Annotated in this window: 25 protein-coding genes; 16 read left to right on the top strand and 9 right to left on the bottom strand. The window is 37.9% G+C overall.

Going from position 1 to position 24,102, the window contains the following annotated elements; translation table 11 throughout:
• Position 1 precedes the first annotated feature (1 nt).
• The 3 genes from nuoN to AC2117_RS14975 all read left to right on the top strand — a co-directional run bounded on the left by nuoN (position 2) and on the right by AC2117_RS14975 (position 2,645).
• The gene (gene nuoN / locus AC2117_RS14985) at positions 2–1,498 is read left to right on the top strand and encodes an NADH-quinone oxidoreductase subunit NuoN (RefSeq protein ID WP_003653461.1); all 1,497 of its coding nucleotides are present in this window, start codon (positions 2–4) and stop codon (positions 1,496–1,498) included.
• 100 nt (positions 1,499–1,598) lie between these two features.
• Positions 1,599–2,234: a uracil phosphoribosyltransferase gene (upp, locus tag AC2117_RS14980; protein ID WP_003653460.1), complete on the top strand. Its 636-nt coding sequence runs from the start codon at positions 1,599–1,601 to the stop codon at positions 2,232–2,234.
• A gap of 117 nt (positions 2,235–2,351) precedes the next feature.
• Entirely contained in the window at positions 2,352–2,645 is a 294-nt protein-coding gene (locus AC2117_RS14975) for a cold shock domain-containing protein (protein WP_003653457.1), read from the top strand.
• A 189-nt stretch (positions 2,646–2,834) separates the two neighbouring features.
• Here the strand turns inward: AC2117_RS14975 and gigC are convergent, their stop codons facing one another.
• On the bottom strand, positions 2,835–3,719 hold the full coding sequence (gigC, locus tag AC2117_RS14970) for a LysR family transcriptional regulator GigC (RefSeq protein WP_004641477.1): 885 nt from the start codon (positions 3,717–3,719) through the stop codon (positions 2,835–2,837).
• A gap of 86 nt (positions 3,720–3,805) precedes the next feature.
• Between gigC and AC2117_RS14965 the strand changes: the two genes are divergently transcribed.
• Positions 3,806–4,567, top strand: a complete 762-nt coding sequence (locus AC2117_RS14965) for a ferredoxin--NADP reductase (protein ID WP_133975147.1) — start codon at positions 3,806–3,808, stop codon at positions 4,565–4,567.
• Between the two features lie 47 nt (positions 4,568–4,614).
• Here the strand turns inward: AC2117_RS14965 and AC2117_RS14960 are convergent, their stop codons facing one another.
• Entirely contained in the window at positions 4,615–5,034 is a 420-nt protein-coding gene (locus AC2117_RS14960) for a hypothetical protein (RefSeq protein ID WP_171056780.1), read from the bottom strand.
• Between the two features lie 290 nt (positions 5,035–5,324).
• On the opposite strand from AC2117_RS14960, the gene AC2117_RS14955 reads away from it, so the two are divergent.
• From AC2117_RS14955 to AC2117_RS18895, 3 genes are all read left to right on the top strand, one after another.
• Entirely contained in the window at positions 5,325–5,552 is a 228-nt protein-coding gene (locus AC2117_RS14955; protein ID WP_003653450.1) for a hypothetical protein, read from the top strand.
• Positions 5,553–5,784: 232 nt separating this feature from the next.
• A complete protein-coding gene (locus AC2117_RS14950) occupies positions 5,785–7,449 on the top strand; it encodes a mechanosensitive ion channel (protein ID WP_133975145.1) in 1,665 nt (554 codons plus the stop codon).
• Between the two features lie 128 nt (positions 7,450–7,577).
• Entirely contained in the window at positions 7,578–7,748 is a 171-nt protein-coding gene (locus tag AC2117_RS18895) for a hypothetical protein (protein WP_004641485.1), read from the top strand.
• 1 nt (position 7,749) lies between these two features.
• On the opposite strand, the gene AC2117_RS14945 is transcribed toward AC2117_RS18895, so the two are convergent.
• The 5 genes from AC2117_RS14945 to AC2117_RS14925 form a co-directional block, all read right to left on the bottom strand.
• Positions 7,750–8,949 (bottom strand): NAD(P)/FAD-dependent oxidoreductase, encoded by a 1,200-nt coding sequence (locus AC2117_RS14945; RefSeq protein ID WP_017392315.1) that lies wholly within the window; start codon positions 8,947–8,949, stop codon positions 7,750–7,752.
• 109 nt (positions 8,950–9,058) lie between these two features.
• Positions 9,059–9,937: a 1-aminocyclopropane-1-carboxylate deaminase/D-cysteine desulfhydrase gene (locus AC2117_RS14940; protein ID WP_133975143.1), complete on the bottom strand. Its 879-nt coding sequence runs from the start codon at positions 9,935–9,937 to the stop codon at positions 9,059–9,061.
• 64 nt (positions 9,938–10,001) lie between these two features.
• Positions 10,002–11,120 (bottom strand): HlyD family secretion protein, encoded by a 1,119-nt coding sequence (locus tag AC2117_RS14935; protein ID WP_133975141.1) that lies wholly within the window; start codon positions 11,118–11,120, stop codon positions 10,002–10,004.
• A 40-nt stretch (positions 11,121–11,160) separates the two neighbouring features.
• On the bottom strand, positions 11,161–12,804 hold the full coding sequence (locus AC2117_RS14930) for an MFS transporter (protein ID WP_133975139.1): 1,644 nt from the start codon (positions 12,802–12,804) through the stop codon (positions 11,161–11,163).
• Entirely contained in the window at positions 12,801–13,370 is a 570-nt protein-coding gene (locus AC2117_RS14925) for a TetR/AcrR family transcriptional regulator (protein WP_042896863.1), read from the bottom strand. The genes AC2117_RS14930 and AC2117_RS14925 overlap by 4 nt, the downstream gene beginning before the upstream one ends.
• A 177-nt stretch (positions 13,371–13,547) precedes the next feature.
• Between AC2117_RS14925 and AC2117_RS14920 the strand changes: the two genes are divergently transcribed.
• From AC2117_RS14920 to AC2117_RS14910, 3 genes are all read left to right on the top strand, one after another.
• A complete protein-coding gene (locus tag AC2117_RS14920; protein ID WP_042896864.1) occupies positions 13,548–14,171 on the top strand; it encodes a LysE family translocator in 624 nt (207 codons plus the stop codon).
• Between the two features lie 162 nt (positions 14,172–14,333).
• The gene (locus tag AC2117_RS18945) at positions 14,334–14,522 is read left to right on the top strand and encodes an NF038215 family lipoprotein (protein WP_197730933.1); all 189 of its coding nucleotides are present in this window, start codon (positions 14,334–14,336) and stop codon (positions 14,520–14,522) included.
• Positions 14,503–14,838, top strand: coding sequence for a calcium-binding protein (locus AC2117_RS14910; protein ID WP_133975137.1), 336 nt, complete (start codon positions 14,503–14,505; stop codon positions 14,836–14,838). Before AC2117_RS18945 ends, AC2117_RS14910 begins: the two co-directional genes overlap by 20 nt.
• Positions 14,839–14,927: 89 nt before the next feature.
• Here the strand turns inward: AC2117_RS14910 and metG are convergent, their stop codons facing one another.
• Positions 14,928–16,994, bottom strand: a complete 2,067-nt coding sequence (gene metG / locus AC2117_RS14905) for a methionine--tRNA ligase (RefSeq protein WP_133975135.1) — start codon at positions 16,992–16,994, stop codon at positions 14,928–14,930.
• 284 nt (positions 16,995–17,278) lie between these two features.
• Between metG and AC2117_RS14900 the strand changes: the two genes are divergently transcribed.
• The 3 genes from AC2117_RS14900 (at position 17,279) to AC2117_RS14890 (ending at position 20,131) form a co-directional block, all read left to right on the top strand.
• A complete protein-coding gene (locus AC2117_RS14900; protein WP_133975133.1) occupies positions 17,279–17,779 on the top strand; it encodes a hypothetical protein in 501 nt (166 codons plus the stop codon).
• Positions 17,780–17,924: 145 nt separating this feature from the next.
• Positions 17,925–19,115 carry an iron-sulfur cluster carrier protein ApbC gene (gene apbC, locus AC2117_RS14895; RefSeq protein ID WP_133975131.1) on the top strand — a complete coding sequence of 397 codons (1,191 nt, stop codon included), beginning with the start codon at positions 17,925–17,927 and terminating at the stop codon, positions 19,113–19,115.
• A 143-nt stretch (positions 19,116–19,258) separates the two neighbouring features.
• A complete protein-coding gene (locus tag AC2117_RS14890; protein ID WP_133975129.1) occupies positions 19,259–20,131 on the top strand; it encodes a 5'-methylthioadenosine/S-adenosylhomocysteine nucleosidase in 873 nt (290 codons plus the stop codon).
• Positions 20,132–20,163: 32 nt separating this feature from the next.
• Here the strand turns inward: AC2117_RS14890 and AC2117_RS14885 are convergent, their stop codons facing one another.
• Positions 20,164–20,733 (bottom strand): DUF2062 domain-containing protein, encoded by a 570-nt coding sequence (locus AC2117_RS14885; RefSeq protein WP_133975127.1) that lies wholly within the window; start codon positions 20,731–20,733, stop codon positions 20,164–20,166.
• 362 nt (positions 20,734–21,095) lie between these two features.
• Between AC2117_RS14885 and AC2117_RS14880 the strand changes: the two genes are divergently transcribed.
• From AC2117_RS14880 to AC2117_RS14865, 3 genes are all read left to right on the top strand, one after another.
• On the top strand, positions 21,096–21,689 hold the full coding sequence (locus AC2117_RS14880) for a LysE family translocator (protein ID WP_133975125.1): 594 nt from the start codon (positions 21,096–21,098) through the stop codon (positions 21,687–21,689).
• Positions 21,690–21,802: 113 nt separating this feature from the next.
• On the top strand, positions 21,803–22,372 hold the full coding sequence (gene dcd, locus AC2117_RS14875) for a dCTP deaminase (protein ID WP_002120290.1): 570 nt from the start codon (positions 21,803–21,805) through the stop codon (positions 22,370–22,372).
• Positions 22,373–22,676: 304 nt separating this feature from the next.
• Positions 22,677–23,987 carry a hypothetical protein gene (locus tag AC2117_RS14865; protein WP_133975123.1) on the top strand — a complete coding sequence of 437 codons (1,311 nt, stop codon included), beginning with the start codon at positions 22,677–22,679 and terminating at the stop codon, positions 23,985–23,987.
• Positions 23,988–24,102: the final 115 nt, after the last annotated feature.

Below are 24,102 nucleotides of genomic sequence, written 5' to 3'. Positions count from 1 at the left end.
CATGAACTTCACAGTATCACTCTCTACGCTTATGCCTTTAGCTCCGGTGATGATTGTTGCTTTGACAACAATCGTCGTCATGCTGTTAATTTCTATTAAGCGTAATCATAATTTGATCGCAACAACCTCTGTAGTTGGTTTAAACCTCGCTGCACTTTATATTTTATTTGCAGTATTTGGCGGTAAGTTTGTACCGGCAAATGTGATGGGCATGTTTATGGTTGATCCATTTACCATGTTCTATCAATTTATGATTTTGATTGCGGCATTGGCTTGTTGTACTTTGTCTCATGCTTACATCGAAACTTATAAAGATAACCGTGAAGAACTATATCTTTTGTTACTTGCTTCAGTAGCAGGTGCAATGTTGATGGTTGCAAGTTCTCACTATGCATCGTTCTTCATTAGCCTTGAGTTAATGTCGATTCCTGTATATGGCTTACTTGCTTATACCTATCAACGTAGTAGTTCACTTGAAGCTGGTATTAAATATCTTGTACTTTCAGCGACAGCTTCTGCAATGTTGTTGATGGGTATGGCATATATCTATGCATATACTGGTTCGCTTTCATTCTATGATTCTGTACAGGCGTTATTTGGTGCAATCAAACAGCCAATGGTGTTATTAGGTTTAGCACTTATTATCTTTGCTGTTGCATTTAAATTATCGCTTGCGCCGTTCCATAAATGGACACCAGATGTATATGCAGGTGCACCAGCGCCAATGGCAACTTTCTTGGCGACCGCTGCTAAAGTTGCAACCATTGGTTTGTTCGTGCGCTATATGCTTGCTTCAGGCGCAATTATGGTGGACTCGTTAGTTACTATTTTGACAATCATTGCAGTATTGTCGATTTTAGTGGGTAACTTACTCGCTGTTCGTCAAGTTAACTTAAAACGTATTCTTGGTTATTCATCTATTGCTCATTTTGGTTATTTGTTAATTGCTTTAATTAGCATGACTTATGCGAGCTTGGGTAGCGTAACTGTATATGTGGTGTCTTATGTATTAACAACTATCGGTGCTTTTGGTGCGGTAGCGTTAATGTCTAGCCCATATAACAACGTAGATGAAGCACAAAGCCTTGCAGACTACCGTGGTTTGTTCTGGCGTCGTCCAGTACTTACAGCAACGTTAACAGTCATGATGTTATCTTTGGCTGGTATTCCATTAACAGCGGGCTTCATTGGTAAGTTCTTAGTGGTAATGGCTGCTGTAACAACTCAACACTGGTTCTTGGCTGCAATGATTATTGTGGGTAGTGGTATTGGTTTGTACTATTACTTACGTGTGATGGTTGTAATGTATATGACACCACCAGAAACCCCTCGTATTGATGCAGATGCTCATTGGGGTCAAAAAGTAGGTGGTTTAATGGTATTGGCTGCTGCTGCATTAGTTATTATTTTGGGTGTTTACCCAGATCCAATGATTAATTTGGCATTAAAAGCAGAAATTTTATCTCCATTACATTTCATGCTTTCACAACAACAATAATCTTAGTGTACAAAAAAGCCTCCAAATCTGGAGGCTTTTTTTTATTGGGCATTAAAAAAAGATTATAATAAATACGTTTTTATATTTTTAGGTAACATCTGTGGCCATTCAAGAAATTCGTCACCCACTTATTCGTCATAAATTAGGTTTGTTACGTCGTTCTGACATCAGTACTAAGAATTTCCGTGAGCTTGCTCAGGAAGTGACTATGTTATTGACGTATGAAGCAACAAAAGATTTACCAGTTGTGGATTGTGAAATTAATGGATGGGCCGGAACTGTTACTACTCAGCGTATTGCTGGTAAAAAAATAACGATTGTACCGATTTTACGTGCAGGAATTGGTATGCTGGATGGCGTACTTAATCTGATTCCAAGTGCAAAAGTTAGTGTTTTAGGTCTTGAACGTAATGAAGAAACATTAGAAGTTCGTACTTATTATAAAAAACTAGTTCCAGATGTTGCTAATCGTCTTGCAATGATTATCGATCCAATGTTGGCAACAGGTAACTCATTAGTTGCTGCCATTGATGTGTTAAAGGCGAGTGGCTGTAAAGATATACGTGTTATGGTATTAGTTGCTGCCCCAGAAGGTGTTGCTAAAGTTGAAGCAGCTCATCCAGATGTACAGATTTATACAGCATCTATTGATAATGGCTTAAATGAACAGGGCTATATTGTTCCTGGTTTAGGTGATGCGGGCGATAAAATTTTTGGTAGTGTCCAAAAAGACTAATTTTTGAAATAACGATAAAAAGAGACTTAATCAAACCGTAAAGTTTTGAGGGCGGATTGAAAGTCTCTTTTTAATTTTCTGCTGTAATAACAGTATTGAAAAAGTAGGGTAAAGATCATGAAGCAAGAGTTTTATACCGGAAAAGTTAAACAATATGATCCTGAAAAAGGATTTGGTTTTATTGGAACGGCTGAAGGAGATATTTTCTTCCATATTTCGGATTTTCCTGCATCAGAAGGGGAGCCGAAAAGAAATGAAAAAGTGAAATTTCTCGCTGTAGATAATCAAGGGAAATTTAAGGCTATAAAGATTGAGCGTATCGATCCTAATCCATCTAAAACCAAAAAAACTCAAATCACTGATCATAATAAAGCGATTACAACAGAGTTGTTATCACATTTTCGACGCTAACAGTGTTCTTAATCTTCAAGGCTATCTTAGGGCAGAGTTTAGCTAAGACCAGCAAAGAAGATTTTTGATGGTGTGTGGAATGAGTAAGTAATATAAATTAAGGGAGGTGTAAGCTTCCCTTAATTTTCTTAAATAATAAAGTGGTGAGCCATGTGAAAATGACTCAAGATGGCACTAGAAGATAAGGTCTTAAACCTGCTCTTCACAGAATTGTAAAAATGCTTTGAGGCCAGGACCTTGGTATTTTTGACGGTGTACCAACATGTAAAGTGGGCGAGTAAGTTGCCAGAATGGCGTTTCTAAAATAACTAATTGTTCTTTTTCAATTAAAGGTTCAATAGCGAGTTTAGAGATACAAGACATTCCTAAACCACCAGCAACGATTTTCAAGATTGCTTCATTGTGACCTAGGGTTAGGCGAATATTAGCGTCTGGCAGGTCTTGCAAAATAGCATTATCAAATACTTCACGAGTTCCCGAACCTTCTTCACGTAAAATCCATTCAACCTGATAAAAATCATGTGCTGTTAAAGGTCGATTTAAACGTGCTAGAGGGTGATCAGGGGAGCAGCATACTGCTAGCTCATCATCTCGCCAGTGAATACATTGAAGTTGAGGCAGGTGACACGAGCCTTCAATTAATGCTAAATCAAGCTGAAACTGATTGACAGCTTCAATCATTTGGCGTGTATTGCCCACCTGTAATTGCAAGTGTGCTTTGGGGTGATACTGTAAAAAGTTCGCCATTAAATCTGGCATGAGGTAATCACTGATCGTTAGAGTTGCCCCAATACGTAAGTCAATACTTTGTAACTCACCTTTTGCAGCTTGCTCAAAAGCTTCACAGCGACCTAATATTTCTAGCGCTTGTGGTAATAAAAAGCGACCAAGATCATTGAGTTGTAGTCGTTTACCTAAACGATCAAATAGAGGGGCACCAAGACCATCCTCTAAATCGGCTAAAGCCATACTTGCTGCACTTTGCGTCAGTCTGACCGCATCACTGGCTTTGGTGACAGTTCCTTCTTGAGCGACTGCTACAAAAACAGCCAACTGGCGTAATGTCATGCGCATGTTTAAAAAGCCTTAACGTTTAAAAGTATTCATTATTTCGACTGTCATGCTAACATGAGCGCACTATTTCATGCCACGTTGAAATCATGTCAATTGAAAAATTTAGCGTAGAAAAAGTTTTATCTGTACACCGCTGGACTCCAACTCTTTTTAGTTTCACCATGACTCGCCCTGCACATTTTAAATTTACTGCTGGGCAATTTGCACGTATTGGACTGAAAGTTGGAGAAGAACTTGTTGTTCGTGCCTATTCGGTAGTGTCTTCTCCATTTGATGAAACGCTAGAATTTTTCTCGATTGTGGTACCTGATGGCGCATTTACTTCAAATCTTCAACATTTGAAGGTAGGAGATGAGCTTTATTTAGAAAAAATACCTTATGGTTATCTTACTTTAGCTCGTTATCAACAGCCTTTACCGCATGATTTATGGTTATTAGCAACAGGTACTGGCTTAGCTCCATTTTTATCGATGCTACAAGACTTCGATACATGGTCGAAATATCAAAAGATTAATTTGGTTTACAGTGTGCGTACAGCTGCTGAATTAGCTTATGTCGATCGTATTCAAGAGATTGCTGAAACTTTTGGGGAAGGGCACGTCGGTTTTAAATTTATTTCAATTATCACTCGTGATCCATTGGCACAGTTACATGACCGTTTGCCGGTTTTGATTGAAAACGGTGAATTAGAAAAAGTTGCTGGTATAGAATTGAGCCACGCAACAAGCCATGTCATGCTTTGTGGCAACCCACAAATGGTGGATGACACGAAAGAAGCTTTAAAGCGCCGTGGTTTGACGATGAATCGTCGAGGTGAGGGAAATATTGCAGTAGAAAATTACTGGTAACAAACGACAATTAAAAGAACTTTAAAATTATTTTATGGATATGTTTATTAATGGACAAACATATCCATAAATTCACGAATTTCGGAAATTGCACTGTCTACATCACTTGAAAGCCAAGTAGGTTCAAAAAGGCCTGCATAATGTTCTAAACGATCTTGGGGAACAACTAAGCGAACAGGACAGTCTTCTTCAAGTAAACGCCAAGGTAAAATCGGAACTTCATTGTCCAGAAAAATATTGATATTACGAATATCAACAATCATGGCGTTAATGCAGTCAGGAAATGGCATAACTGAAAATTCTTCAGTACGACGACGAAAATATTCCAGATCACCCCATTTGAGTTCATAACTTGGTTTATTAAATTCAATAATACCAATGAGATGTTCGTCTCTTGTCTGGTGGATATAACATTGATGTGTGACGTCAGTGTCGAGATCAAGAGTTACGTTTTGCTGACGATACATCATAAAATAGAGTAGCTTTAAAACATGGGGGCTTATTATAGCCTATTTTCTAAAAAGTAAGCGCTAAAACATATTGTATTACAAATGGGGCATAGACGAAGTTCGTGAATAGTTGGAAATTATTTTTAATTGCTTAAATTAATGTGTGTAAATTTTATACTATTTTTATTATTTTAAAAGTAGAGTTTTGCAATCACAGACACCTTCGCATAATGCTTTTTCACACAATGCAACAAAGCAAATTGCTAAGATGAATATAAAGTTAATGATAATAGAAGAGGGGAAAGAAGATGCATGATTTTTCAAAACCACCTCATGTGACGAGTCCTGAAGAAACTGCGAAAAAAAGAAGATTACCAGTTTATATTTTAATTATTGTTGGGCTTTTTCTTCTTGCCCTTGTAGTTTATATGATAGCTGATCATAGCAACGTGCCTAAAGAAGAAGGAGCTATGCAACATGAGCCCGTGCCACATGTCATTTCAAATGCCTCTAATTTAAAGACCTATATAGGTTAAAACGAGGTAATAATTTAACCAGTATATCTTGATATCAAGCCTTTAGGTGAAGACCTGAAGGCTTTTTTGCAACCTTTTGCATCAATTTGTTGTATTTATGCAGAAGTGTGTTGATTACAAAATATTCAAAACATAAGGTGAGATAGACCGCATTCATCGTCATTTTTTTACAACGAATGGTGTTTCCTAGAGATAACACTGAAAAGAACAGAACAATTGAGGACATAACAATATGAATGAATTTTTTGATGGGCCTCGCGGCGCTCAATTTGATGCAATGTATTACTGGGATCAGTTTCATCCAATTCTGGCTGCAATAGTGATCTTATTAGTGGGTTGGATAATTGCTTTATTAGTAGCAGCAGGTGTGAAAAAGCTACTGCAAAAAGTAAATACAAATGCAAAATTATCATCAGCAACTGGCCGAGCCCCAAATATCGAAGGCCTGATTTCCAAGGTCGTATTTTGGTTTATTCTAATTTTAGCTGTTGTCGCAGCTCTAAATGTACTAAACATTAGTGGAGTAAGCGGCCCGTTCAGCAATATGATTAATCAGGTACTTGTCTATATTCCAAATATCATTGCTGCTGTGGTGGTGGGTTTTATTGGTTGGATCGTTGCTCGACTGGTGCGAGCAGGGGTTACCAATGTTTTATCCAGAACCCAACTTGACGATAAATTAAGTACTGAAGTGGGTGTAGGTGGAATTAGCCAAAATATCGGTGAAATTCTTTACTGGCTTGTATTGTTACTTTTCCTTCCGATTGTTCTTTCAATATTAGGACTAACAGGCTTACTGATTCCAGTTCAAAATATGGTAAATGAAGCCGTAGCGTTCTTACCAAATATCTTTATTGCGGGCGTTATCGTTTTTGTTGGGTATATCTTGGCAAAAATTGTACGCGGTATTGTTGAAGGTTTAATAAATAGCTTAGGTGTTCAGGCTCAAGCGGAAAAAATTGGTCTTTTCAAAAGCTCTAATGTAGGCAAATTCTTAGGTTCATTTGTTTTTGCCATCATTATTATTACGACATTAATCGTTGCATTTGAAGCTTTAGGAATTGAAACAATTTCTCAACCTGCAACAGCAATGCTGAATGAAATCTTACGCGCAATTCCAAATATTATTGCTGCGGGTCTGATTTTACTTGTCGCTTATATCGTTTCTCGTTTTGTTGGGCGTTTGGTTGCAGAGTTAATTGCTGGAACTGGTGTTGATGAAATTCCTGCCAAATTAGATATACAACGCTTTTTAGGTCAAACTAAAGTTTCTAGCGCTGTCGGTTGCCTAATCGTATTCTTCACCATGCTTTTTGCAGTATCTGAAGCGGCAGATCGTCTTGGTTTCGATCAAATCAGTGGTCTAATCGCAATGTTTATCCATTTCGGTGCAAACATTCTGTTAGGTGCTGTTATTTTGGTTATTGGCTTCTGGCTCGCAAATGTTGTGGCGAATGTGGTGCAACGTGGTGAATATAATAGCTCGCGTTGGTTAGCTAACTTAGTTCGTGTCTTAATTATTGGTCTAGTACTTGCGCTTGGTTTAAGAGCCATGGGTATTGCAGATTCAATTGTTAATCTTGCATTCGGTTTGACTCTAGGCGCAGTTGCAGTTGCTTTCGCTCTTGCATTTGGCTTAGGTGGTCGCCAACCAGCAGAACGACTTTTAACTGATTTGTTAGATAAAGCTAAAAAAGAAGCGAATCAACCAAATCCTCTTTATCAGCCACCTTCTAGCACGAGTAGTGCAGCTCCAGCCACAACTACATCTGCGCCAACGACTCCACCATCTACAGTTTCATCTGATGCAAAACCAGCAGATTCTGTACAGGTGAACCCAACACAACCCCCAGTGAATAAACCGTTTGGTTCTACAGGTGAAAATGATGAAATTTAAGGGAATTAAACTGAATTTCAGATAAACAGTACAAAAAATCTTTGATTTTTGTGATAAGTTCGACCACTCTATATTGAGTGGTCGTTCTTTTTTGGCCGTTATAAAAACAAATAAGTGAGGAAAATACGATGAAGAAACCAGGTCGTTTTTTAGCACCAATTGTCATTGCCGGAATTACGGTAGGTTTTTTAGCAAGTGCTTATAAATTTGTATTTAGTAAGTCAGAAAACTTGAAACAGACTACTTCTCAGCCACAAGATTCACAGACCGCATCAAATAGTTCGAAAAACTCAAATTAGTTTATACGTATTGGGCAGCAGCATAGGCAGAAGACCACGCCCACTGGAAGTTGTAGCCACCTAAATGTCCGGTCACATCAAGTACTTCGCCAACAAAAAACAGTCCTTTCTGCTTTTTACTTTCCATAGTCTTGGAAGATACTTCTGTTGTATCTATTCCGCCTAAAGTAACTTCAGCGGTACGATATCCTTCTGTTCCAGACGGTTTAACTGCGAAGCCATGTAACTGCTCGGCAATATGATCTAGCTGTGCATCACTGATATTACCAATCGCTGTTTCGCTCTGCTCTGACCATATGAGTTGTTGTAACTCTTGGATAATACTTTTGGCAGTAAACTCATTAAGAAGAGTACGTAATAAAACTTTAGGCTGTGTTTTCTTTTTATCTTTTAAATAAGTCGCTAAATCTTGGCTTGGGAAAAAGTCAATTTTAAAACTTTCTCCTGAATTCCAATAGTTCGAAAGCTGTAAAGAACTTGGTCCACTCAAACCACGGTGGGTAAATAATAATGCTTCAGTAAAGCTATTTTTTGAGTTGCTTAACGTTACATCCAAAGCATTGCCACTTAAGCGTGTAGTGACTTCTTTAATATGATCTGAAAAAGTAAATGGAACTAAACCTGCACGAGTTGGAAAAACCTGATGTCCAAATTTTTGTGCCAGTTCATAGCCAAAACCGGAACCACCTAATGTGGGAATCGATAAGCCCCCAGTCGCAATCACTAAAGAATCACAAGTGTAATGTCCTTGATTGGTGTTTAGTGAAAATCCACCTTTTTCCAAGGGTGTAATTTGTCCAACTTCGCAATGGGTTTGGATATCCACATTTTTAGTTTTATTACACTCACTCACCAGCATTTCTAAAATTTCTTTAGCGCCGTTTAGTGTAAATAATTGCCCGTGTTTACGTTCTTCATAGGCAATTTTATAATCACATACCAAACCGATAAAGTCCCAGTTGCTATAACGTGACAGGGCAGAAATAACGAAGTGCGGATTATGAGAAATATAGTTATCAGGTTCTACATATAGGTTAGTAAAGTTACACTTACCACCACCTGACATTAAAATCTTTTTACCAATTTTATTGGCTTTTTCTAAAATTAAAACCGAGCGCCCGCGTTTAGCAGCATGTGCAGCCAACATGAGTCCAGAAGCACCTGCACCTAAGACAATGACATCGACATGACTGTTAGACATAAGAGATTCTCGATTAATCGTGAAAATTTAAAAGGGGCATATACTATCATGCCGACACTTACTCATGCTAAAGACATTTATCACGGTAGTGAACAATGTGACCTAAAAACTAGTAAGTTATTGATGTGATTTTCCCTTGTAAACCACCAGAATGAATTGCCAGAATACGAGTTCCTTCAGGAAAGTAATTATTTTTGATAAGGTCAAACAGACCGAACATCATTTTTCCCGTATAGATCGGTTCAAGTGGTACCGCATGTTGCTCTTCAAATTTTTGGATAAATGCGAGTAGCTCAGGTGAAGTTTTAGCGTAACCACCACAGCAGTAGGCATCTGTCAGTGACCAATTCTGTTTTTTAGTCCACTGCATAATATCTCGTTTTAGAAAATTACCTTTTAATGCAGAAAACCCTAAAATCTTTTGATGTGGGGCACTTCGTTCAATCAGCCCAGAAATAGTCCCTCCAGTTCCGACTGCACAGCAAATGACATCATAGTTTTGCAAATCACTTTGACTGAGAATTTCTTGACAGCCTCGTACTGCTAAATCATTAGTACCGCCTTCAGGTATGAGATAGGTTTTTGGAAAATGATTGTGTAATTGTTGAAGATAATTCCCATCATTTCTCAAACGATATTCATTGCGTGAGACGAAATGCAACTGCATTCCTAACTTTTGAGCATTTGCTAATGTTGGGTTAAGTGGTTGTGTGGCGAGTTCTTCTCCACGAATAATGCCTACACTTTTTAAGCCATAAAGATGAGCAGCATAGGCGGTCGCAGCAATATGATTTGAATAAGCTCCGCCAAATGTCAAAATACGGGTTAACCCTTGTTTTTGGGCTTCTAATATATTGTATTTTAATTTAAAAAATTTATTACCCGAAATTTGAGGGTGAATTAAATCTAATCGTTTAATATCGAGATGTACGGAATAAGGTAGGTTAATAGACTGATAGGGAACAGATGGAACAATGTGATCAAACATTAGAAATTGAGAAAATAATGATTGATCACATTGTAGCTTTTTAAACAGAATTTTAAAAAACTAATTAAGAGCTTGTGTCGACAGAGGTAATCACTGACATACCTGGACGTAAGTATTCAAATCCTTCCTGATTTGGATCTATCGTAATACGTACCGCAATACGCTGAACCACTTTGGTAAAGTTACCAGTCGCATTATCTGGTTTTAAGACACTAAATTCTGAACCCGCAGCTGGTGATATTTGTTCAACATGGCCTGTAAATTTTTTGTGTTTCATAGCATCGACTGTAAACCATGCTTTTTGCCCAACTCGCATATTGGCAATTTGAGTTTCTTTGAAATTGGCAATTACCCACGTTTGTTGGGGAATCAAATAGAGTAATTGTGAACCAGCAGCTACGTATTGACCAACACGAGGGTTTACTTCACCAAGCTGTCCATTCATTGGGGCAATAATGACACTATAATCTTTGGTGGTTTGTGCTTGGTCTAATTGAGCTTTAGCACTAGAGACCTGTGCCTCTAACCCCGCTTTAGCCACTTGTGCTGTTTTTAAAGCTTCTTCGGCTACTAAAACATTTGCTTCTGCCTGTTTGAGTGCCGCAAGGTTATTTTCTGCATCTGCTGCTGCTTTATCTTGTTCAGATTTAGATGCAGCTCCACTATTACCCAACTGTTGATAACGTCTGAGCTGCGCTAAAGAGAGTTGGTATTGAGCTTTAACTTGATCAACTTTGGCTTGTGCTGCCACAATATCAGCTTGTTTCTGAGCAATGGATTGGGTTTGATTGGCTAAGGTATTTTTAGCCTGTTCAACGCCTGAAGCAGCTTGTGTGACTTTTTGATCGTAAGTGGTTGCATCAATATGCATTAACACTTGACCCTTTTTGACATGGTCAAAATCTTTTACTAATACGTCTTTAACATAGCCATTAATCTGAGAAGATAAAATGGTAGTTTTACCTTTGACATAACTATTGTCAGTTTGTTGGACACTGGTTGCAAAAGGTCCAATTCTCCAAGCCCATAAAATTACTAAAATACCGACTATTAGAACTACCAGCATCCACAATAAAGTAGAGCGCTTGGTCGGAATGAGTTTACTTGCAGGTGCTGGTTCGTTAGACGGAGCAGGGGCTGCTTGAGGTGGAGTTTGTTCTGGTTTGTTTTGATCATCTGACATATATAAATCTCAATTTCTATTTCATCAAAAATGAAAGCCATTAAGGACGGCTAATTCCTCTGCGCTGTAGATATTTGCTTCGTGCAATATTAAATCCACCCCATAAGAGCAGAGCGACAGCAAAAATACCATTTAATGCAATAACATCATTGTAGGCGCGTACCTGAGCCTCACGAGTCACAACTTGATTGAGTGATCGCATGGATTGAGCAGTTTGTAACACTGGATCATTCGTTGTGATGGCCGCGCTACGTTGATAGGTTGAAAGTCTTTGAGCGACTAAAGGGTCTGCTTGTTCTAAATCTTTAATCATCTCTGCTTGATAGTTTTGCGTACGATGCTGTTGATAGGTCGAGAAGAAGGAGGAGCCGACTAAGCCACCGAAAGTTTGCGTAGCAGAAAATAATACGATGAAGGTCACTACATAAGATGGACCTTTAGCCAGTGTTTGCGCAAAGCCAATTAAAAGTAATGGCCCAATAAATAAGCCACCTGCAAAGCCCACCAAGAACTGACTCGCAAAGAAGTTTACCGGCCGAACATCACTGGTTAAGTGATAATCTAGTCCACATGCAACCAAAATCAGAAACTCTGCGAAAAGTAAGTGGAAGATAATTCGTTCGCGTGAAAAAGTAAGCGCACTAAAAAGTGTTCCACTTAAAATTCCGACCAATATGACGACATAGAGTGGAACGAACTGATCAGGACCCATTCCCATCGTTTTTAAAAAATTAACGGCAGCATAGCTTTGTTCTGACATTAATAGTCGGATTGCAAATGCACCAAAAATAAAGCGTAGAGTTGAAGAGGCGCCTAGCCAACGGGTCATAATGAGTGGGTTAGCACGATAGTGTTCGTAGAGTAAACCGAGTACAACTAAGCTAAAACCTGCAATTAATACGTAAGCAAGCCATTCACTATTAAACCACCATAAAATTGGACCTTGCGTTAGCACAATACATAAGCATGCAAAACCTGGGGCTAGCAAAGCAAAGGTGAAGAAATCCTGTTTCTCAAATACATAGATTCTTAAGCTACGTGGTAATTTCAATGAAACGACCATGGCTAAACAACAAAGCGCTAAACCAAGCTCAAACGTATAAAGAACAGACCAACTGTCTGTACTCACAAGGAAAGGAGAAATAATCCAAGCCAATGGTACGCCAAGTTGCTGAAAACCGAAGGCAATATATATTCCTTTTGCCATGTCGGCTTTTTTGAAAGCCTGCATGGTGTAATACATACCTAATGAGCTCAATGGTGCACCAGCTAAACCAGCAACGACCCGAGCAAATAACGCCATTTCATAGGTATGCACAAAAATATGTAAAATAAGCACAACAATAAAAATTGCTAAGCCTATTTCTGAAAATAGGCGTAAACCATATTGTTGTCTGGCTTTAAATAAAATTAGATTTGAGCTGACATTTGCCATGACATAGGCAGCAGGGAGCCAAGCCGCTTCAGAAGGAGTGAGCCCATACTCGCCTTGAATTAAAGGTAAATTTGCCGTAATAAAGCCATTACTTAAACTTGCCGAAAGGGCGACAAATAAACCGATAAAAAAGTAAATAAATCGCTTAGGTACAGAATGTACAATGGCGGCTGGTGAACCAGGCAGAGTTGGTTGTTCTTCTGGAGTCCAATCTGGAGGTGTTTCTAAGTAACGAGGCGTTTTACTCATTCTATCCCTCGAATTTTTTGTATTTGAATACCATGAAATAGTAATTCAATTGCTCGTTTTGCTAAGCGAGTCTGTTCTTCTGGCTCATGTCCTTGAAATGAAGAACCTAACATTGCTGTGACCATTGCATAGTCATCGGCAGTAAGATCAGCTCTGCACAGTTGTTGTTTTATCGCATTTTCAATCAGTGGGTTAAGTGCATTATTTCGCCGTTCATAAATTTTTAACATAATTGGGTCTTGTCGATCAATTACTCTCCAAAAATCTTGCAAAATTGCGAGCTTGGGGAGTTGTCCAATATGTCCTTCAATTAAACGAAATAAACCATCCTCGAATTGTTGAAAATAAGCTGCTTTTTGCTCTAGCTGTGTAATCGCACGCTCTAAAAGGGCGCTAATTAACACCTTGCGATCACCAAAATTACGATAGAACGTCGCTCTTCCTACCCCTGCATAATCAATGACGACTTGTAAAGGGACATTAATGCCATGAATACGAAAACATTCTTCGGCTGCATTGAGTAATTCATCCCGATTATGGGCAGCAATTTTTTGACGTTTACTCATGTCATCGTTTAGAGAATTTTGAAGTTAGATATTTAACGGACATTTTTGTCCGTTGTGAAGATAAAAATTGTAAAAACATGAAAATTCATTTTTCATCATTTATATTTTGTGCTCTTTTAAATGCGTCATAAAAAGCTGCTAGAATACCGCGCAATTACATGATGCTAGGCTAGCCCAATGTTTGACTCTCTTATTCCTCTCTTTTCAATTGCAATGGCATTGATGCTTGGAGCAATAAGCCCAGGGCCAAGTTTTATTTATGTAGCGCAAAATTCAATTTCCAAATCACGTAAACATGGTTTATTTACAGCATTAGGAACGGGTACAGGTGCGGCTCTGTTTGGCCTATTAGCTGTTATGGGATTACAGGCAGTTTTATTGGCTGTGCCTTCTGCATATTTAATTTTAAAAATTGGCGGTGGGCTTTATTTACTTTGGCTTGCTTTTAAAATTATTAAACACGCCAAAGAACCAATTGCAGTTGAAAACGATTCAAAATCGAAAATGACTTATAAACAGGCATATCGATATGGTTTGATTACTCAGTTAAGTAATCCAAAAATCGCAGTCGTGTTAGCAAGTGTATTTACTGCTTTACTGCCGAAAGAAATCCCAAATTATTACTACGTCGCATTACCAGTGATTTGTTTTATGATCGACGCTGGTTGGTATTCATGTGTTGCGATGTTGTTATCTTCAGAGAAGCCTAGAACAATGTATTTAAAGGCAAAAACTGGTGTTGACCGAGTTGCTGGAAGCATTGTTAGCCTATTGGGTTTAAAGTTAATTTTCTTCAAATGATAAGTCTTTAATTAAAATATCTAAAGAATAGAAAGTCAGGCATTCATCGTTTGGCTTTATTTTTGCATAAAATATATACAATTTGAAATATCTTTTTTAGCACTTAAATATTTAAAAAGTGGTAACTTAATAAATAAAACAAAAAGAAATGAGGATCACGTTATGAAAAAACTAATGGTGAGCATTTCTGTAGTTTTTCTCATCTTAACTACAGGATGTGAGATGAGAACGATGAGCAAGCAACCACCGGCAAGTGAGCGGACCATGAGTATTGTTGGTACTCCGGTTCATGAAAAGGATTATAAAATTTCCGATATCCAAGCGAATAATTATGAGCAATCTAACTATTAAGTTACTTGCTGGATGCGTAACTTGCTGTATTTTGAATGTGGCAAATGCCTGTGAACCTTCGTCTTTAGATTGGGAGCTTTTTCAGGAAAAATATGATTTAAATCATGATGGAATGTATAGCCTAAAAGAATTTCAACGTGTTGAGGATTTCTATCCTTATAATTGGCCTACAGATAAACGTTTTCAAGGTGAAAACAAGCAAACAGGGCTATTTCATTATTTAGATGAAAATAAAAATGGTTATTTAACAAATGAGGAGTTAGGAAACATACATGTTTTATTTAATAACCCTTGTGAAGGATGGCCTTGGTCGTAATTTAAATTTACTTATTTATGTTTCTTTAAAAATCAGATTTTAAAAAATAAAAAAGCTTCCAATTTAGGAAGCTTTTTTATTAAGGCAGATTAAGAAACTTTATCGCCTGGTTTTGCACCGCTATCTGGAGAAATAATGAAAATCCCTTCACCATTTCCAGCAGCAAGTACCATTCCGTTTGAAATACCAAAACGCATTTTACGTGGTGCAAGATTAGCAACCATGACTACCAGTTTGCCTTTTAAATCTTCTGGTGTGTATTGGCTACGAATACCACTGAATACGTTACGTGGTTCAGCTTCACCAACATCTAAAGTAAGTTGAAGTAATTTATCTGAACCTTCAACAGTGCCTGCTTCAACGACCTGAGCAACACGCAAGTCAACTTTTAAGAAATCTTCAATACCAATGATTTCTGCTTCACCAACAGCTGGAACTCGAGCCGCTTTTTTCTCGCCAGCTTTGTCCTTTTTCGCCGTCGCTTTAGTTGCTTCTGGAGCAGGAGTACCTAAAGATTCTTTAGATGCATCTACCATTGCGGCAACAGCTTTTGGATCAACACGTTGCATGAGTGGTTGGAACTGTGCAATCTCATGGCTTACAAGAATTTGTTTACGTGACTCAAAATTGAAGCTTTCAAGTTTTAAGAAACTTTGAACTTGCTCAGCTAAAGTTGGAAGAACTGGAGCTAAATACACAGCTAATTGACGGAACAAGTTGATACCAACCGAGCACACATCAAGAACTTGTTGTTCTTGGCCTTCTTGTTTAGCAAGAGCCCATGGCTTTTTCTCGTCAATATATTGGTTTGCACGGTCAGCAAGTGCCATAATTTCACGAATAGCGGTCGAGAATTCACGAGCCTCAAAAGCTTGAGCGATTGAGTCACCTGCATCAATAAAACTTTGTACCAATTCAGGCTCTGCGCATTCAGCAGATAAGGTATTGTTAAAGCTACTATTGATAAATTTAGCGCAACGGCTCGCAATATTGACGACTTTACCGACTAAATCAGAGTTTACCTTTTGAATAAAATCATCAAGATTCAAGTCAGAGTCTTCAACTTTATCTGAAAGTTTAGATGCAAAGTAGTAACGTAAATACTCTGGGTTTAAATGCTGTAAATAAGTCTCTGCTTTAATGAAAGTACCACGAGACTTAGACATTTTTTGTCCGTTCACAGTCAAGAAACCGTTCACAAATAAGCCTGTTGGAGTGCGATAGTTCGCCCCATCTAACATTGCAGGCCAGAACAATGCGTGGAAATAAACAATGTCTTTACCAATGAAATGGTACACATCGTTTTGGCTGTCTTTTTTCCAGAAATCATCAAAACTTAAATCTGGACGTTTCGCTTTGATGTAATTTTCAAAACTAGACATATAACCAATTGGCGCATCTACCCAAACATAAAAGTATTTATTTGGCGCATCTGGAATCTCAAAACCAAAATAAGGTGCATCACGGGAAATATCCCAATCGGTTAAACCCGACTCAAACCATTCATCGAGTTTGTTTGCAATCGAAACAGGTAAGCGACCTTCATCACGGGTCCATTTCTGTAAATACTCAGCAAAATTCGGTAGTTTAAAGAAATAGTGATCTGAAGATTTTTCAACTGGTGTTGCACCACTTAAGGTTGAGCGCGGGTTGAGTAACTCAGTTGCATTATAGGTCGTACCACAAACTTCACATGAGTCGCCGTATTGGTCTTCTGCCTTACATTTTGGGCATGTACCTTTAATGAAACGGTCAGACAGGAACATGCCTTTTTCTGGGTCAAATAATTGAGTTACAGGGCGAACTGCAATATTTCCAGCTTCACGGTTTTTAATATAGATATCTGTTGAACGTGCTTTATTTGCATCGCTATGAGTTGAATCATAGTGATCAAAATGTACACCGAAGCCATCAAAATCACGGATATGTTCTTTTTGAACATTCGCAATTTGTTCTTCTGGGCTAATACCATTTGCCTCAGCACGTAGCATGATGGCAGTACCATGAGCATCATCCGCACATACATAAGTCACATCATGACCCATTGCCCGCATGGCACGAACCCAGATATCTGCCTGGATGTAACCGAGTAAATGACCCATGTGAATTGGACCATTAGCATAAGGGAGGGCATTAGTGACTAAAATTTTACGCACGGATTTCATTCTCTCATTCGTATTTATAAGGTGGAAGATTTTAACTGATGCAGGGAGATAAGCAAAGATTAATAATCTTTGCTGGAGAACAAGCAATTTGTAAAAAACGGATTTTAATTGAGAAGTTGCTTCTCTTTAGAACAGATAAACAAATCGAAAAATATTTGAATCTTCCTGTATTGTCTTTGTTTCAAATTGCAGTTACGTTCAGAAAATAAGCCATAAAGATGTATAACTAATAACTTATTCAGGTAATTTTTTAATTAACTACGAGGATAACAACGATGACTACTGAAAATAAATTAGATGACTTAAAGGCAAAAGCGGCAGATGCAAAAGTACAAGGTGAAAAAGCTTTGGATGATTTAAAGGAAAATGTAAAAGCTAAAGAAGCTGCTGGTAAAGAAGCGGTTCAAGATAAAGTAGATGAATTAAAAGCAAAAGCGGCAGACGCAAAAGTTCAAGGTGAAAAAGCTTTGGATGATTTAAAAGAAAATGTAAAAGAGAAACAAGCTGCTGGTAAAGAGGCGGTTGAAGAGAAAGCAAGTGATTTGAAAGGTAAACTTGAGGATGCTCAACATACCTTGCAAGATAAGTTCGATCATTTACGTACAGAAGCGGGCCATAAACTTGATGATGCCAAAGCCAAAGCAGCCGAGTTAAAAGATGAAGCTGCAACAAAATTCGATGAGTTAAAAACGCAAGCAACAGCGAAATTTGATGAGTTGAAGAAAACAGCAACTGATAAGTTAAATAAATTAAAGCACCATGATTCTGATGAATAAGTTTATTTAATCTAAAATCTGCACTCCTTACCTAAAAGATGAGATTGGAAGTTAGTAATTATTCATCCCAAGGCGAGCGAGTGCGGACCAATACTGTTACACTATCTCCATTAAGCTGTAATGATCTGTTTTTGGAGTAAACAATATGTCTTGGCTTTCTTCATTAAAGTCTGTTTTTTCACCTGCACAAGAAGTGAAAGAAGATGAAATCCAAACCGTACTCCAAAATTATTTACTACCGCATTCAAAAGATGCTTTAAAAGAGCGCATTAGTCAGCTTCAAGTTCAAGGTCGAGTATTACAACTCACTATTAATACATTTCCTGATGAAAAAGAGCATTTGCAGCAAATTCATGATGATTTGGCTGGGGCTTTGGAAAAATGTGGTATTGAGGAACTGAACCTACATGTTGTTCAACAGAAGCGCACTACACAAGAAAGTTCGAACCTACCTCCTGTGTTAGATGCTTCACCTAAATCAGAACCAGATCCAAATAATCCTCCTATTCAAAAAGCTGCTCCACAGCAGAGAGATGTTCCACTCCATCCTCGCATTAAGCATGTTATTTTAGTTTCTTCGGGCAAGGGTGGTGTTGGTAAATCAACAACCACTGTCAATTTGGCACTTGCCTTGCAAAAGATGGGGCTGAAAGTTGGGGTTTTAGATGCCGATATCTATGGTCCAAGTATTCCGACTATGCTGGGAAATGCTGGCAAAACTCCTCTTATTGAAAGTGAAAATTTTGTACCTTTAGATGCTTACGGTATGGCTGTGCTTTCTATTGGACATTTAACTGGTGATAACAACACACCTGTCGCGTGGCGTGGACCGAAGGCGACGGGTGCTTTAATGCAGTTATTTAATCAAACCCTTTGGCCTGATTTAGATGTATTGATGATTGATATGCCGCCTGGTACTGGTGATATTCAACTTACCCTTGCACAGCGTATTCCAGTGACTGGTTCAATCATTGTGACTACGCCACAAAATGTTGCCTTGCTTGATGCGACCAAAGGAATTGAGCTGTTTAATAAAGTGGGTATTCCCGTGTTAGGTGTCGTTGAGAACATGTCGACCCATATTTGCTCTAACTGTGGTCATGAGGAGCAAATTTTTGGTATTGGCGGTGGTGACAAGCTCTCTGAACAGTACCATATTCGATTATTAGGTCGCTTGCCTCTAAATGCTCAGATCCGTGAGCATGCTGATCAGGGTAAACCTAGTGTTGTAGCAATGGATGACGCTGCTGATAGTTATATTGATATTGCCAAAGCGATGTGGGAACAGGTTGAAAAAATTCCTCAGCGTTCACGTGATGACAAACGTATTTTCTAAAACATCTCTAACCCGACTTTAAGTCGGGTTTTTATTATTTGGTTAAAAGTAAAATTTAAAGTACTGAATCTAAATAACAAAGCTAAACTTGAAATTGGCATGTAGATTGCTACTTTACACTTTTTAAAAAGAAAGGGTAAAAAATGCAATTTAAATGTGCTTTTGGCGTAATCAGTTTATGTAGCGCCCTATTTTTAGTTGGATGTAATGATGACAACTCAACCGTCTCAGAAACACCAACAGTTCAGGAACAAAAACAGAAATTACAACCGATTATTATTCAAGGTGCTTTACCTGTAGAGTCGGAACAGATGGCTTCTAAATTGCAAGATGTGAAAGCTGAAACTATAGGTGGTTGGATATTCTGGAAGGGAACCTACAATGGTTACCCCATGATTATCTCTAAAACTCGCATGGGCATGAGTAACTCAGCTGCTGCAACTGCTTTGGCTATCGAGCGTTATAAACCAATTGCGATTATTAATCAGGGAACATCAGGCGGGCATGACCCAGACCTACACGTTTACGATATTGTTTTAGGAAAATATGCGACAAATATTGGTGCATTTAGAACGCCTAAGCAGCCAGTAGGTGGTGGATCAAATTCACTCACATGGGTTGAGGCTTTTGATGTTTTGCCAACTGATGAATCTGATCCAGAACCTATTGCAATTCGTAAGTTTGAAGGTAACCAAGAGCTATTAATGGCGGCTCATAAAGTCCGTTATGACAAAGGCGAGGTGGTTGAAGGAACGATTGGTTCAGCAGATGTTTGGAATAATGAACTTGATCGTATTCAATTTTTCCACCAACGTTATGGCACTTCTGTTGAGGAAATGGAAGCGGCGTCAGTTGCTCAAATTGCCAGCCAGTTTAATGTTCCTTTTCTAGGAATTCGAATTTTATCTAATAACATTACTAATAATGGAGCTTATGACCCAGGCACAGGAGAAGCATGCCAAGAGTATGTTCTCAATGTGGCTGAAGAATATATGAAATCAAAACTACCAAAATAATAATTTAAAACTAAGCAAGAAGACCGAAGTCTTTATAAAACTTCTTCTTTTTGCTTTTTCTGGCGATGTCTACTTTTCCAGTTTTTAATGACCATCCAACGCCAGAAAATTTCTGTGCATAAATATAAAATGACCGCAAAGGCGAAAGCTTCTACAATCAGGCCTGTCATCAAAATTTTCGCAAGACTAAAATCAATGTGCCCATGGCCGAAATGAGTAATCCAGCGGGAAATCTGGTGCAATACACCTAGTAGCATTTCTTTGTTGATCATATGCACATGAAAAATATGTGCACCAAACCAAAAACCAATATATAGAATCGGAACTAAAGTAAGGGGGTTACTTAGCCAAGCCAGCATTAAGCTAATTGGTAAATTTACTTCGAATAGTAAGACCGCCATCACAATAAACACACTGTGAAAAGGGATAGGCAGTAAACCAAAAAAAGTTCCAACAAAAACAGCTCGGGTAATTGATTTTCGATTGACATACCAAAGCACAGGATTCAAGGTCTTTTTACCAAAAATCCTTAGAAATTTCATATTTGAAACTTTCTCGGGTGAGGGAAGCCAAGATTGAAAAAAGTGCTTTGCCATAATCATTAAGGTAGTAGAGCGCGCTGCTCTATATAAAAAAATCAGAAACAATATATGAATTGAAACTTATTAAAAGCTTAAAATTTAAACTTACCATCACTATATATTTTTTATTATAAAGACTTTTGATGGAAAAATAGACTTAAAATAAAAATACTTATGTTACTTAAGTAAGAAACTATTTAAAAAGCATGACAACTGACTGTAAAGTTTTCTTTATCGCTTTTTGCAGTAATTATATAAGTTTTTGTTTTTAATGTTTTTATTTTAAATTTAAAAACGATTTTAAAAATTTTGTCTTACAATTACCTTTTGCCATGTGACAGGATATCTATTAATCTGAGATGACTATATTGTGAGGTCATTCAATGATTTCATGGCTTTTTATTGGCTTAGTAGCCACAATTTTACTTACACCTGGTCCAACGAACACTTTACTCGCTTCTTCAGGCGTGCAAGTAGGATTACGGAAGTCAGTAAAACTTATTCCAGCAGAAGTTTTGGGTTACGTGATCTCTATTTCTGCATGGGGAATGCTGATTGGTAAAGTGTCCACCACATTGCCATTGCTACCGCCTATTCTTAAGCTATTGAGTGCTTGTTATATTATTTTCTTAGCTATTAAGTTATGGCATACGGCAAATCAAGAAGTTGAATTAAATCAGCCTACGATCCGTACTCGTGAGTTATTTTGTGCAACCTTATTAAATCCTAAAGCCTTACTCTTTGCTTCAGCAATTTTTCCTGTGGCTGCATGGAGTGATTTTCACATTTATGTGATTCATATGATGGCTTACTTAGCGCTTATTACGCCAATTGCCTTATTCTGGATTTTCTTGGGATCACTTTTAGCTTCTAAGAAAGTTGCGTGGTTAAATCAGACGAATTTGCAAAAAACAGCTTCACTCGTTTTAGTCAGTTTTTCAATTCCTATCAGTTACTCTGCTTTACTGAGCCTTTAAAAGTACTGTCGAGCTATTCTTTTAGGTTGAGTAGCTCTGCATTGTTTTCATAATTGCTTTTTTAAGTTAAAGTACGTCGAAATCAATGAAATTACCTTTTGGATAGAAAATACATGGCTATTAAGTCTGATCGTTGGATTCGCGAGATGAGCGAAAAACACGGCATGATTGAACCTTATGCAGAGAATCAAGTCCGTTTTGATAAAAATGGTGAAAAGTTGATTTCCTACGGGGTCTCTAGCTATGGTTATGATGTACGCTGTGCCCGTGAATTCAAGGTTTTTACTAACGTACATTCTGCAATTGTCGATCCAAAGAATTTTGATGACAAAAGTTTTATCGACATTGAGTCTGATGTTTGCATTATTCCGCCAAACTCATTTGCTCTAGCGCGTACAATTGAATATTTCCGTATTCCTCGTAATGTATTGACCGTCTGTTTAGGTAAGTCGACCTATGCTCGCTGCGGTATTATTGTAAATGTGACTCCATTAGAACCTGAATGGGAAGGTCACGTAACTTTAGAATTCTCAAACACCACTAATTTACCTGCACGCATTTATGCAGGGGAAGGCGTAGCACAGATGCTATTTTTTGAAAGTGATGAAGTATGTGAAACATCTTATAAAGACCGTGGTGGTAAATACCAAGGTCAAACAGGCGTTACACTTCCGAAAACATAATTTTTCTTAGATAAAGAAGAGTTTTAAAATAATGGGTCGCTCAGGTGGCCCAATTTTATGGGTAAAATTTACATAAGATGCGTTTATCGGAATAGTGATAAATGACAGTTTCCTTTTGTAGAAAATAATATAATATGATCAATAATTGATTTGTTTTTTGTACTGCATCACAGTATTGAAAAACGAATGTATCGGATATAGGTTGTCTTTTTAGTAGTAATTACTTAGATATCTACTAAATTCAGATAGGCCAAATAAAAAGAAATTAAACAGGATTATGCCCCCAAGGATACGGAGGTCGGCCATGCGACAGTTTACGTCTCTTCATGTAGCGATAGCGCTTGGAAGCTTATGCTTTTCTTCAGCGTATGCTGCGTCTACATTAGTCCCTATGTCAGATTCGGAACTATCCGCAACTCGTGGCCAAGCCTTAATGAGTATGTCTTATATTGCGCCTACTGACTCTGCAAATTTAGAAAAACTACGTGACAGTAATAGTAACGTAGGTTTTTATAAATTGGGCTTAGATGCTGATTTGGAACTGAACGCGAATATTAAAAAATTGCAGCTTGGATGCGGTGGAGCTAATGGTGCGGGTGCATGTGATATTGATATCGATAACTTAAGTCTAAGCGGTCTTTCCGATACGAACGATGGTCGTGCTAGCTCTTCAGCAAAACTAACCAACCCATTTATTGAATTTGCGATTAAAAACCCGAACAGTGCATCGACTCGTGAAGTTGCTGGGGTGAGATTAAGTGCAGAATCCATTCAAGGTCTACTTACTTTTGGTTCAGAAAATACAACTACAAAAAATGGTATTAACTCTTTTAGTGGTTATATGGTGACTCAAGCGACTGGAGGTACGGTTAGTACTTTACAAGCAGTGTCAGGACAAGCTGGATTAACTCAAACAAATTTAGGAACAGCAATTACCGGTAAGGTAAAAAGTACAACAGGGTTTATTACAGCAGACTTCCAGACAACAAGTTATGATTTAGGCTTAAGTAGTGCTTCTGGTAGTTTATCTTTACCTTCCCAAGTTATTTCTGGAAAACGTATTACGACGGCTAATTTAACAGGTACTGCTGTAGTTAGTGGAATTAATTTATCAGGCCCTATCCAGGCAAATGCTCAAGCATGGGGAGCTATCCCGCTTACTATTAGTGGGAATCTGTCTGGTACAATTAATAATTTAGGTGTAAATGTAGCTGTTAATGAGGATTTAGGATATTTCCATAAAGTTAATTTGAATGGTACGGCGGCTTCTTTATCATTACAAGGGCAAAATTTACAGTGGACAGGAGCAAAGTCTGTTTCTCAAGCGGGCTGGTGGTTAGAATTATCAAATCCAATTGATATTGGTGATGTAACCCCTCAATCACAAGTTAAAATTACGGATGACGTGGTAAAAGCCACTTTAGGTAAAGTTAGCCAGTATTTAACTGCTAACCCAATTGAGTGTGGAGCTTTGGCTCTAAATTGTATATTGGGAGATATTAATGTTCAATCAGTTGATTTAACAGGTCAGTACGTTCCTATGAATTTGACGAATTTAGTCTTAAAAAATCAGAGTTTTGCTCCTAACTGCTATGGAAACTTAAAGTTCTGTTAATTTTAAAAGAATGTTATAGCTGATACTTTACATTCATCGGAAAAGTAATTTTTTACATGCTTTTTTTTGCATTTGTGCAAATATTCCGCATAATAGAAATGTGGAAAGGTTGGCA

The sequence above is a fragment of the Acinetobacter calcoaceticus genome, from assembly GCF_900520355.1.
GTDB classification, from domain to species: domain Bacteria; phylum Pseudomonadota; class Gammaproteobacteria; order Pseudomonadales; family Moraxellaceae; genus Acinetobacter; species Acinetobacter calcoaceticus_C.
This window is presented reverse-complemented; position numbering and strand designations above follow the sequence as displayed.